The 11,107-nt window shown below is 54.5% G+C and carries 11 protein-coding genes; 5 read left to right on the forward strand and 6 right to left on the reverse strand.

Annotation, left to right across the window (positions count from 1 at the left end):
• Nucleotides 1–104 precede the first annotated feature (104 nt).
• Nucleotides 105–980 carry a hydrogenase nickel incorporation protein HypB gene (hypB, locus tag BLW10_RS09220; RefSeq protein WP_091334142.1) on the reverse strand — a complete coding sequence of 292 codons (876 nt, stop codon included), beginning with the start codon at nt 978–980 and terminating at the stop codon, nt 105–107.
• A gap of 356 nt (nt 981–1,336) precedes the next feature.
• Here hypB and lon point away from each other — a divergent pair, with 356 nt between their 5' ends.
• The 4 genes from lon (at nt 1,337) to gluQRS (ending at nt 6,543) form a co-directional block, all read left to right on the forward strand.
• Nucleotides 1,337–3,784, forward strand: a complete 2,448-nt coding sequence (gene lon / locus BLW10_RS09225) for an endopeptidase La (RefSeq protein WP_091334160.1) — start codon at nt 1,337–1,339, stop codon at nt 3,782–3,784.
• Complete coding sequence (locus BLW10_RS09230) at nt 3,785–4,783, forward strand: phytochromobilin:ferredoxin oxidoreductase (RefSeq protein ID WP_245709299.1); 999 nt, start codon at nt 3,785–3,787, stop codon at nt 4,781–4,783.
• Nucleotides 4,784–5,161: 378 nt separating this feature from the next.
• On the forward strand, nt 5,162–5,596 hold the full coding sequence (gene dksA, locus BLW10_RS09235; protein ID WP_091334144.1) for an RNA polymerase-binding protein DksA: 435 nt from the start codon (nt 5,162–5,164) through the stop codon (nt 5,594–5,596).
• Nucleotides 5,597–5,607: 11 nt separating this feature from the next.
• Complete coding sequence (gluQRS, locus tag BLW10_RS09240) at nt 5,608–6,543, forward strand: tRNA glutamyl-Q(34) synthetase GluQRS (RefSeq protein WP_091334146.1); 936 nt, start codon at nt 5,608–5,610, stop codon at nt 6,541–6,543.
• 41 nt (nt 6,544–6,584) lie between these two features.
• Here the strand turns inward: gluQRS and BLW10_RS09245 are convergent, their stop codons facing one another.
• From BLW10_RS09245 to BLW10_RS09265, 5 genes are all read right to left on the reverse strand, one after another.
• Nucleotides 6,585–6,896, reverse strand: coding sequence for an addiction module antidote protein (locus BLW10_RS09245; protein ID WP_091334148.1), 312 nt, complete (start codon nt 6,894–6,896; stop codon nt 6,585–6,587).
• Between the two features lie 3 nt (nt 6,897–6,899).
• A complete protein-coding gene (locus tag BLW10_RS09250) occupies nt 6,900–7,196 on the reverse strand; it encodes a type II toxin-antitoxin system RelE/ParE family toxin (RefSeq protein WP_091334149.1) in 297 nt (98 codons plus the stop codon).
• A 20-nt stretch (nt 7,197–7,216) separates the two neighbouring features.
• Nucleotides 7,217–8,596, reverse strand: coding sequence for a DEAD/DEAH box helicase (locus BLW10_RS09255; protein ID WP_091334164.1), 1,380 nt, complete (start codon nt 8,594–8,596; stop codon nt 7,217–7,219).
• A 47-nt stretch (nt 8,597–8,643) separates the two neighbouring features.
• Complete coding sequence (locus tag BLW10_RS09260) at nt 8,644–8,862, reverse strand: hypothetical protein (RefSeq protein WP_091334151.1); 219 nt, start codon at nt 8,860–8,862, stop codon at nt 8,644–8,646.
• A 157-nt stretch (nt 8,863–9,019) separates the two neighbouring features.
• Nucleotides 9,020–9,892, reverse strand: a complete 873-nt coding sequence (locus BLW10_RS09265; protein ID WP_342707521.1) for a pentapeptide repeat-containing protein — start codon at nt 9,890–9,892, stop codon at nt 9,020–9,022.
• A 34-nt stretch (nt 9,893–9,926) separates the two neighbouring features.
• On the opposite strand from BLW10_RS09265, the gene holA reads away from it, so the two are divergent.
• On the forward strand, nt 9,927–10,937 hold the full coding sequence (gene holA, locus BLW10_RS09270; RefSeq protein WP_091334154.1) for a DNA polymerase III subunit delta: 1,011 nt from the start codon (nt 9,927–9,929) through the stop codon (nt 10,935–10,937).
• The last annotated feature ends 170 nt before the right edge of the window (nt 10,938–11,107 follow it).

An 11,107-nucleotide genomic window follows, 5' to 3' on the forward strand; every position in this document is an offset into this window, starting at 1 on the left:
TGCCGGTTTTTTGGTGTGATCGAGCGTCCATGTGTTGTATCAATCTCGGTCGCGCTGACAGCCAAACGCGCCAGTGCGCTCCTGTCCGTGATTCGGTGATCCGCTCAGTCGTGCGCGGGCGTAGACTCAGCGTGCTGATGATCGTGATGATGGTGGTGATGATGATGCCCCGAAGCGGCGTGATCGCGCTCAGGCACACGATGTGTCGGCGTCTCCAGCGTCGGGCGCGTTGTGTGACCGCTGGCTAATCGCGCCCGCTGGATCTGTAAGGTCGTGTCGAGCCAGTCGAACCAGGGTTGCAGTGCTGGCGGCGTGCGCACCGAAACACGCATGAACGGCGCCGAACTCGCTAGCGCCCGCAGATGCTGTTCAGCGCGTTCGGGATCGAATTCGGGCATCACGGGCAACAGATCGGCTTTTGCGCACAGCACCAGATCCGCCGCCCGGAACATCACCGGATATTTGGCTGGTTTGTCATCGCCCTCGGGCACGGAGAGCAGAATCACGTTGCGATGCTGACCAAGATCGAAACTCGCCGGGCAAACCAGATTGCCGACGTTCTCGATCAATAGCAGGTCGATAGCGTCGAGATCGAGCTGATGCAGTGCCTGATGGATCAGGTGCGCGTCGAGATGACAGGCCGTGCCGGTCGTAATCTGGATGGCCGGAACCCCTTTGGCGCGGATGCGCTCGGCGTCATTTTCAGTCTCCAAATCACCTTCAATCACCGCGATCCGCCATGTGGCGCTCAGTGCTTCAATGGTTGCTTCAAGCAGACTGGTTTTGCCCGCGCCGGGCGACGACATCAAATTGATAGCCAGCACACCATGCTGATCGACATGCTCGCGGTTATGCGCCGCCTGATGATCGTTCGCCGATAGCAACCCGTGTAGCACGGCGACCGTAGTTTGACCATTTGTATCGCTTTCGATAGCGGGCGTGGTGCCGGAAGTGAGGGTACAGCCGCAGGTGGTGCACATAGTGTTCGAGCCGTTCCGCTGAAAAGAATAGTGTACGGCATTCGGCTGGTTAGCAGCTACTGGCTTTCAAATCCTATATATCAAGATACTCGCCGCCTCCAAGCCCTGTAATGGCGATTGATTGCGTAGTTAAATATCAGATCGTCGCGATATAAAAACTGCTCGTGCGCCGAGGAATCAAAACCCCCGCGTGGTACAACATGGCTGAATTGATCGGCTAACGAATTTCATCGCGTGATTCTCCATCGGCTTGGGTGAGGAACAGTGCGACTATCTTACCGCCGCTTGCAAATTGGTGACGAAAACCTGAAATTGCGCAATTCTGTGTGTGTGATATGGCGAGCGAGGCGACGACTATGCGAGAGGATGATGAGGTGACCAACGCGGAGCACGATGCGAGTACGCCGTCGCGCCCCGATCAGACTGACGCGACGACTACCGTTGCACTCGATGCCGAGGTCACGCCGGTGCAGTTGGCGCGAGCAACCGACGTGCTGCCAGGCGACATTCACCTGCTGCCGGTCGCCTCGCGTCCGTTTTTTCCTGGGCAGGCGGTGCCGCTGATGATGTCTGCCGAACACTGGTCGCCGACGATGAAGGCGGTGACCAAGACTGCGCCCAAGATTCTCGGCGTGGTGCTGGTCGATAGCGAGACCTCAGAAGAGGCGACGACGGCGAATTTTCGGCAGATTGGTACCGCGTGTCGCGTGCATCGCGTGCATCATCAGGACGGTCATTTGCAAGTGCTGGTCGAGTGTCTCCAGCGTTTTCGTATCGACGGCTGGACGCATCCCGAAACACCGTTTCGTGCTCGCGTGACCTATTTGCCCGAACCAGAAGGGCCGCCCAACGCCGAGGTGAAAGCCTATGCGATGGCTGTTATCAATACCATTAAAGAGCTATTACCACTTAATCCGCTGTATGTTGAAGAATTGCGGATGTTTCTCGACCGTTTTGGCCCGGATGATCCATCGCATTTAGCGGATTTTGCCGCCAGTTTAACCACTTCGACCAAAAATCAGCTTCAAGAAGTGCTAGAAATTTTGCCACTGCTACCGCGCATGGAAAAGGTGCTAGTGCTGCTAAATAATGAGCTAGAATTAGCGCGGGCGCAACAAAAAATTCGGCGCACTGTCGAAGAAAAAATGCACAAGCAGCAGCGTGAATTCTTTTTGCGCGAGCAATTAAAAGCGATTCAAAAAGAACTCGGCATTGCTAAAGATGATCGCACTGCCGAGATCGACAAATTTCGCGACCGTCTGGCGAGTTTAACATTAACCGAACAGGCGCAAAAGCGGGTTGATGAAGAACTCGATAAGCTCGGAATGCTCGAAACTGGCTCACCTGAATATGCGGTCACGCGCAATTATTTAGACTGGATTACGCTATTACCCTGGGGCCAGCATTCCACCGACATTCTTAATCTCAAGCGTGCGCGGCGGATTCTCGACCGCGATCATTATGGCTTGGAAGATGTCAAGGAACGCATTCTTGAATTTCTTGCGGTGGGCATTCACAAGGGCGAGATTTCCGGCTCGATTATTCTGCTTGTCGGGCCGCCGGGTGTTGGCAAAACCTCAATCGGTCATTCCATTGCCGATGCCCTCGGGCGGCGCTTTTATCGGTTCTCAGTCGGTGGCATCCGCGATGAAGCTGAAATTAAAGGTCATCGGCGCACCTATATTGGCGCGATGCCGGGTAAATTTCTGCAAGCAATGAAAGAAGCTGAGACCGCAAATCCAGTTATTCTGCTCGATGAAATCGACAAAATCGGCGCATCCTATCATGGTGATCCGGCTTCAGCATTACTTGAAGTACTTGATCCCGAACAAAACACGGATTTCCTCGATCATTATCTCGATCTGCGGTTTGATTTATCGAAAGTGTTATTCGTCTGCACCGCCAATCAGCTTGACACCATCCCTGGGCCATTACTTGACCGTATGGAAGTGATTAAGCTTTCCGGCTATATCGCTGAAGAAAAGCTCCAGATTGCCAAAAAATATCTGCTGCCGCGCCAAATAGAACGCGCTGGAATCGGCAAAAAAACCGTCAAGCTCGACACCGCAACGCTGCGGGCTTTAATTGAAGGCTATGCTCGTGATGCCGGCGTGCGGCGCTTGGAAAAACAGCTTGGCAAAATTGTGCGCAAGGTTGCAGTGCGGATGCTCGAAGGCGAGACGACCCCAATTTGCGTCCATGCGCAGGATTTAAAAGGCTATTTGGGCAGTCCAGTATTCCGCGATGAGCGCAAATTATCTGGGCCGGGCGTGGTGACGGGATTAGCTTGGACGGCAATGGGTGGCGCGACCTTATCAATTGAAGCAGCGCATACACATAGCTTTACTCGCGGATTTAAGCTCACTGGTCAGCTTGGCGATGTAATGAAAGAATCGGCTGAAATTGCCTATGGCTATATTATTAGTCATGCACAGGATTTTGGCATTGATCCAGGATTTTTTGAAAAATCCTTTATTCATGTACATGTTCCGGCTGGCGCAACACCGAAAGACGGCCCATCGGCGGGCATTACATTAGCGTCGGCGCTCTTATCATTAGCGCGAAATCAACCAGTGCGGCGCATTGCAATGACTGGTGAAATTACGCTGACTGGTGAAGTTTTTCCAGTCGGTGGTATCCGCGAAAAGCTGATTGCAGCGCGGCGGGCGGGAATTAAAGAGATTATTCTGCCAGCGGATAATCAAGGTGATTTTGAAGAAGTGCCTGAGCATGTGCGCAAGGGGTTAGAGGTGCATTTTGCTTCGCGTTTTGAAGATATATTGCCCTGGTTATTTAAGGGTTAGATGGCCGTCTCCATTCGCTCGATTATTCAACAACCGGACAGCATTGCACCCATGATTGCAGCGATTGATTTAAACGCGAACCCCTGGCTCTCACATGAGCAACGTTTTTTTGAGCGGCTCGGTGGACGTCTGGATCAAGATACTGTGACTGAATACAGCGCCTGTCATCAAGCCAATGGCAAACAGGTGTTCAGTCACAGTCGTTTATATCAGGGCGAAAAGCTTGATCGGGTGATGGTGAATCGTTATTCATTGCGTGCAGGGCGCTGGGGATTGGTGATTTTTGCCTATCCGCGCCTCGCTTATGATATTCCGGCACTGCTGCTGCATGTTGGCGGTCAGCCGCCGGAACGCACATTATTAACGCTCGATCTTGCGCCCTGTTCTAATACGTTGGATTTAGAGCCTTTTGCTCAGATTGCCCGCATTCAGCGAGCCGCATTGCAATTGCCAGATGAGAGTTTGCCACTGCTGGAAGCAGTAACATCACCATACTTGCTGCATTGTTCATTCAAGCCGCTGACACCAGAACAATTTTTCACCGCCTTTGATGCGGTGCTTGAATGCTGGTGCGGTTATCTGGATCGAACGTTGAGCGATTTAATTCCCGAATCACAGGATGCCCGCCGTGCTCGGATTCTGGAATTAAAACGGGTGATTTTTGAGAATGATCCAGCGTTTCCGGTTTTTACGCAGTCATTTGGTAAAACCATGTCGGATACGTTGGCTGAGGCCGCATTTGGCGGAACGCCGGGTTTGACGCTGCATGAATTTCAGGATGTGCCGCCGCCAGCGGTTGGGCATTGGGCAAATAAAAAACTCGGATTGGTGTGGAATGCCGATGCGCAACAGCGGGTTGGCGAAGCGCCGGCAATTATTCGGCCGATGATTCGGCGTATTATTGAAAAAGATGCGGCAAAAGCGGAATTGAGTCGAATTACCGTTGAATTTGTGCGGCAGTGTGAGCAGAAATACTGGACGGGCGGGAGTGGCGCTTAAGATTGATTTAGACAGGATTAACAGGATTAACAGGATTAATTAAAAAATAAATCCAAAACTGTCTTAAAAAATCCTGTTAATCTTGAAACATCAGGTTAATCCTGTCTAAATCTGCGCCTGACTCTCTTGCTTTAACTGCCGTTTTACCACTTGCTGAAGAACCTCGCACGGCATTCGACGAATAGGCGGCTTGTCTACATATTGTTTGCGCAACGAAGAGCAGTTGCCCGCTGATGCGCGATCTGGTACTTAAGCACGCTTTCTCGGCACGGGCCGCTGGCGGAGGTCGCGTTCGCGCCGCAGGGAGCCACTGAGCATCCAAAAAACCGCACGCTGACCGACTGCGCCAGCGCGGTTCACAGGAGGAGTTACAATACCATGACCGCAACACGTCAACAGACTGCCGAGGGCTATTCCTTCGCACCCTACCAAGCTGGTAGCGACGAGGAATACATGAACGCCGATCAAGAGGCGCATTTCCGCGAAATTCTGCTCGACTGGAAACGCTCGCTGATGGAAGAAGTGGATCGCACCGTGCATCACATGCAGGACGAGGCGACTAACTTCCCCGATCCCAATGATCGTGCGACCCAAGAATCGGAATTTAGCCTTGAGCTGCGTACCCGCGACCGCGAGCGCAAGCTGATTAAGAAGATCGACGAGGCGCTCGACCGGCTCGACAATCACGACTACGGCTATTGTGAAGCCTGTGGTGTGGAGATCGGCATTCGGCGTCTGGAAGCACGTCCGACGGCAACCCTCTGCATCGACTGCAAAACGCTCGACGAAATCCGCGAAAAACAGCGCGGCTGAGTGTTTTTGTCATGAACGGCGAAGCCGCAGCGGTCGCGTCCAGCTACCGAGGCCGCTTCGCCCCCTCCCCGACCGGCCCCCTGCATTTCGGCTCGCTACTGGCAGCAGTGGCCAGCTATGCCGATGCCCGCGCTCATAACGGCATCTGGCTGTTGCGCATCGAAGACCTCGACCGCCCGCGAACCGTCCCCGGCGCTGCCGCTGCCATTCAGCGCACCCTGCACGCCTTCGGCTGTGACTGGGATGAACCCATCGTGTTTCAACACACCCGCCACGCTGCCTATGATGCCGCACTCGCGCAGTTAGCGGCGCTCGGGCTGGTGTATGCGTGCGGATGTAGCCGCGCTGAAATCGCCGCCCACGCCCGTCAGGGACTAGAGGGGCCGATCTATCCCGGTACCTGTCGTGCGGGTCTGCCACCCGGACGCCGAGCGCGGAGTCTGCGGCTGCGCACGACCGCCAAGCCGATTGATGTGGTAGATCGCATTCAGGGCAAACAGGGTCATGTGGTCGCCGAGGCGATTGGGGATTTTGTTCTACGTCGCGCCGACGGACTCCACGCCTATCAGCTTGCGGTAGTGGTTGACGATGCGTGGCAGGGCATCACACAGGTGGTACGCGGCGCGGATCTGTTGCTCTCCACGCCGCGTCAGATTGGGCTGCAACGGGCGCTTGGGCTACCGACGCCCGGTTATGCGCATATTCCGCTGCTGCTCGATCAACAGGGGCGCAAATTGAGCAAATCGCTGGCTGCTGCGCCCATCACTGACACTGACCCGCTGCCCGCACTCCGGCTGGCGTGGCGGCTGTTGGGTCAAGAACCGCTCGATCCGGTCAGATCGGTGCGGGACTTTTGGCAGCGGGCGGCGGGTTGCTGGTGTATAGAGCGTGTTCCGGCGTGTTTGCAGCTTATGTCAGGCGTAGGCGATGAGGTTAAGATTGGCTGATTTACGATGCGTCGATAACGGCGCAACCTGTGGGTCACGTATTAGTTGGAATGATGGATCGGTTGAGCAATCAATTTAACCCCTAATGCTTGACAGACTCGGTTTACAGTATCGAAATGCGGTTGTGCATTCGGACGTAAGGCTCGATAGAGTGTTTCGCGTGTTAATCCCGATGCACTCGCAATATCCGTCATACCGCATGCGCGTGCTACGATTCCGAGTGCGTGTGCAAGTTCAGATGGATCGCCTTCTTCAATGACGAGCGTCAGGTAAGCGGCGATATCAGCTTCATCTTTTAGATGTTCAGCTGGGTCAAAGTCAGGTAAATCCGCAATGCAAATTGTATCGTTCATTGATCAGTCCTCAATCTGGGCGGCGCATTCAATCGCTTTAGCGATATCAGCCGCTTGAGTCGATTTATCACCGCCACCCAGCATAACAATCAATACGGTACCGCGCTGAACGTAATACAGTCGCCAACCAGGGCCAAAATGTTCACGCATCTCGAAAACGCCTGCTCCAACCGCTTTGATGTCTCCAAGTTGACCGCAACTTGCTCGATCAAGACGACGATTAAGACGCATGCGCGTGTTGCGATCTTTTAGGCCATCGAGCCACGCGGCAAATTCATCAGTACGCTTGATTGTCAACATATAATTATTGGTTACAGCTGCTAGGATGCAGTTGAGTCCTCATCCGGCTTGCCCCCCACATCACGCCCGCGCCGTGTCAGTGGCGCATGACCGGCCTCCTGCGCCTGTACGCTCGCTGGCACGCGCCGCTTGCCGATGTTTTTACGGTCACGCAGACGTTCCTTCTTGCGCGGTTGCTCGGTAACAGCAGCCGTCGCCTTGCGTTTAGCACTCGTCGCGGTTGGCTTGCTCGGCTTTTTGCGTTTAACTGGCCCCTTAAAACTGGCCTTGAGGCCGGTGATGTCACGCTGCTCAACAGTTAAATTGAGATAGCGGGTAATGCTCTCCATGCGGTTCCATTCTTGCGGACTGACCAGCGAAATCGCCACCCCAGCTTCCCCAGCCCGCCCGGTGCGACCAGTGCGATGCAGATAATCATCGCCGCTACGTGGCAAGTCGAAATTAAACACGCGCTGCACGCCGGGGACATCGAGACCACGCGCCGCGAGATCGGTCGCAATTAGCGTGCTCACCCGCCCGCTATGCAGCAGCCCCATCACGCGATTGCGTTCGCGTTGATCGAGTTCACCATGCAGCACCGCGACCCGCTGCTGTTGACCTTGCAGAAAATTGCCCAGCGCCTCGGCACCAGCACGGGTATTGGTGAAAATGACGGCTTTATCATAGGTTTCATTACGCAACAGCCACAGCACTTGCTCGCGCTTGTGTTCAATGCCATCACTTAAAAACAGCCAATGCGCAATATCGGGATGTTGCTGGCGCACCGCATCAATCTCGACGCGCTGCGGGTTGCGCAACAGCCGCTCGGTGATCGGGCGCAGGCCGCGATGGTCGAGCGTCGCCGAAAACAGCAGCGATTGACGTTGCGGACGGCTATAGCGAATGATCGCCAGCACATCATCAGCAAACCCCATGTCGAGCATCCGGTCGGCTTCGTCGAGCACGAGAAATTCCAGATCGTGCAGATCGGCCTGACCGGTTTCGAGAAATTCCAGCAGCCGCCCCGGAGTAGCGACCAAGATTTCAGGATTTTTGCGCAGGGTTGCAATCTGATGCGCTTTAGATTCGCCGCCGGTAATCACGCCGCTCTGAAGGCGTGTATAGCTACCGAGACGCATAAAATGAATATGAATCTGTCGCGCCAGCTCACGGGTTGGCACCAGAATCAGGGCACGGGTGCTCCCGTCGCGGCGCGGTGCATCGAGAAACCGCTGCATGATCGGCAGCAAAAATGCCGCCGTTTTGCCGGAACCGGTCGCGGCTGACACCAGCAAATCGAGACCATCCATCGCCAGCGGAATCACCTGCGCCTGTACCGGAGTCGCGGTTGCATAGCCTTCGTTGGCTAAACCGCGCATCAGTGCGTCAGGGAGGAGTAATTCAGAGAAGTGTGTGTTCATGGGATGAAACATACCACCAAACCAGCGGTGTGAGCGCACATCAGCACTTAATCTTCACCAATCACTCGCGTTTCGCGTGGCGTTGACAGCAACCGCTCGGCCTCACCCTGCTGGTGCGCAAAGACCAAGCGATATTCCACGCCCGTATCCGGTGGCTCGGCGTGACGGCGCTCGCGCACCAGATCGCGGGCGTGCTGATAGTGCGCGACCGTATCGAGATAAGTCAATTGACGCGGCGGCGCGATCTTATAAATAAAGTACGGCATCTTGCAGCTTCCTCCTAGAGTAGGTTCATGAATAGACAGGATTAACAGGATTTCACAGGATAGACCGGATTAAATAGGTGTTTTTATCCGGTTAATCTTGAAAATCCTGTTCATCCTGTCTAATTAAAGCGTTGCTCCAAAAACCCCTTAATTGGGTTCAGCGCAGATTTTGCTTATAGCTCGGAACCTGCGCATTGCGGGCTTTAGAAACGTTAGCAAATTCCAGCGTCACGCTCGCCAGCTCGACGCCAGCAAAATCGGCATTGGTCAGATCAGCACGATGCAAAATTGACCCGCCGAGGCTGGCATTGGTCAGATCAACATTGGTGAGATTGGCGTGACGGAAGTTCGTATCTTGCGCCAAAATGCCGCGCAGTCGCGCACCATTGAGATTCGCACCCTCCAGATTGGCCAGATTGAGCACGGTAAAACCGTCAGCGGTGGTGCTAGTCAGATCGGCGTGACTGAGATTGGCGCGGACTAAATTGGCGTCATTAAGATGACAGTCGCGCAAATCCGCATCCGATAAATCTGCCTCGCGCAGATTGGCGCGGATAAAAAGCGCGTGTATGGCTTTGACCGCGCGCAGATCGCTGCCGTGAAAATCGGTGCTGCGCAAATCGGCATGGCTCAAGTCCGCGCCCTGTAGATTGGCGTAACGAATCTCGACGCCACGCAGATCGGCCTGTGCCAGTCGCGCTCCGGCGAGATTGACATGATTGAGCATCGCCGAGCGTGCCGGATGTTCCGAGCCAAGACGGGCGCGGGTGAGATCGGCGTTGCTCAAATCAGCTTGCTTGAGATGAGCGCCGATCAAAATGGCATCAACCAACCGTGCTCCGGCGAGACACGCGCCATCCAAATCGCTGGAGGTCAGGTTAGCGCCACTCAAATCCATCCCGCGCAAATCTGCGCCACTTAATTGCATGTCGCGCAAATCTGCGCCAACCAACGACTCGGTAGCGATGGTTTCCAGAATCGCGCCGGTTTCACGATGTTTAATTTCAACCATAATCCTAGCGTGCCCCACGGGGTGACGGGTGTGTGTTGACGGAAAATATATCATGGCTATTCGTTTGAACGAGCTTGGCTCCAAACTCAAAGCTGGACTCGCGCCTGTGTATCTGCTTTGCGGCGATGAACCCTATCAATTCGGCGAAGCGGCGCGATTGGTGCGCGAGGCGGCGCGGCGAGCGGGATTCAATGAGCGTGAAATTCTCGATACCGAGGGTCAATTTCAATGGGCGGCGCTGGCAGCGGCGGCGGATGCGCTATCGCTGTTTTCAGCGCGGCGTTTGCTCGAATTGCGGGTTGCCAATGGCAAAGTCGGTAAAGAGGGCAGTGAGGCGATTCGTGCTTATTGCGAGCGTCCGAGTCCCGATAATGTATTGCTGATTCTCGCGCCCGGAATGGAGCGCAAAGAATTACAGGCGGTGTGGGTCAAGCGCATCGAATCACTTGGCGTGATTGTTCAAGTATGGCCGATGAAAGAGCGCGAGCTAGAAAGCTGGGTCACGCAGCGGCTACAAGCGAATAGCTTTCAGCCGGGCGCGGGGGTAGCGGCGCTATTAGCCGAGCGTTCCGAAGGCAATTTACTTGCAGCGGTGCAGGAGATTGAAAAACTGCGCTTGCTGCATGAAGCAGGCCCGCTTGAATTAGATGATTTACTCGGTAATTTAGCGGACAGTGCGCGTTTTGATTTATTTGCGCTCACCGATGCGGCACTGAATGGAGATCGAGCGCGGGTGCAGCGGGTCTTGTCCGTGCTTAAAGCGGAGGGGACAGCGGATGTATTAGTGCTGTGGGTGCTGGCGCGTGAATTACGGCTCTTAGCTGAAGCGGCAGGGGCATTAGCGCGGCGCATGTCATTGGAGCCAATTTATACCAAACATCGCGTACCGCGAATGCGTCAAGAACTGATAGACCGGGCGGTGCGGCGGTTATCACCTAAACGTCTGCGCGAGCTATTAGCGCAATGCGCTCATGTTGATCGGGCAATTAAAGGGATTGATTCCGGTGATTCTTGGCAACAGTTAGCGGTGATTGCGGATGGGGTGAGTGGTGGGGTGGTGTGAGGGAATAGAGCAAAATATGGCTATGCTGCCAAATGATTATGATGCAGTGATGCGGTGAATATGAGGTTTGATGCAATGACAGCCGATGAATTTATTGCCACTTGGCAATCCAGTCCGCTCAATGAGCGGCAAGGTGCGCAATCGTATTTTAATGATTTATGCGATCTGTT

It is taken from the genome of Allochromatium warmingii, from assembly GCF_900107145.1.
In the GTDB taxonomy this organism is placed as follows: Bacteria; Pseudomonadota; Gammaproteobacteria; order Chromatiales; family Chromatiaceae; genus Thermochromatium; species Thermochromatium warmingii.

Bases quoted from the DNA above. Each gene is read 5' to 3' on its own strand.
- hypB (WP_091334142.1), bottom strand. From the start codon at position 980: ATGTGCACCACCTGCGGCTGTACCCTCACTTCCGGCACCACGCCCGCT.
- lon (WP_091334160.1), top strand. From the start codon at position 1,337: ATGCGAGAGGATGATGAGGTGACCAACGCGGAGCACGATGCGAGTACG.
- BLW10_RS09230 (WP_245709299.1), top strand. From the start codon at position 3,785: ATGGCCGTCTCCATTCGCTCGATTATTCAACAACCGGACAGCATTGCA.
- dksA (WP_091334144.1), top strand. From the start codon at position 5,162: ATGACCGCAACACGTCAACAGACTGCCGAGGGCTATTCCTTCGCACCC.
- gluQRS (WP_091334146.1), top strand. From the start codon at position 5,608: ATGAACGGCGAAGCCGCAGCGGTCGCGTCCAGCTACCGAGGCCGCTTC.
- BLW10_RS09245 (WP_091334148.1), bottom strand. From the start codon at position 6,896: ATGAACGATACAATTTGCATTGCGGATTTACCTGACTTTGACCCAGCT.
- BLW10_RS09250 (WP_091334149.1), bottom strand. From the start codon at position 7,196: ATGTTGACAATCAAGCGTACTGATGAATTTGCCGCGTGGCTCGATGGC.
- BLW10_RS09255 (WP_091334164.1), bottom strand. From the start codon at position 8,596: ATGAACACACACTTCTCTGAATTACTCCTCCCTGACGCACTGATGCGC.
- BLW10_RS09260 (WP_091334151.1), bottom strand. From the start codon at position 8,862: ATGCCGTACTTTATTTATAAGATCGCGCCGCCGCGTCAATTGACTTAT.
- holA (WP_091334154.1), top strand. From the start codon at position 9,927: ATGGCTATTCGTTTGAACGAGCTTGGCTCCAAACTCAAAGCTGGACTC.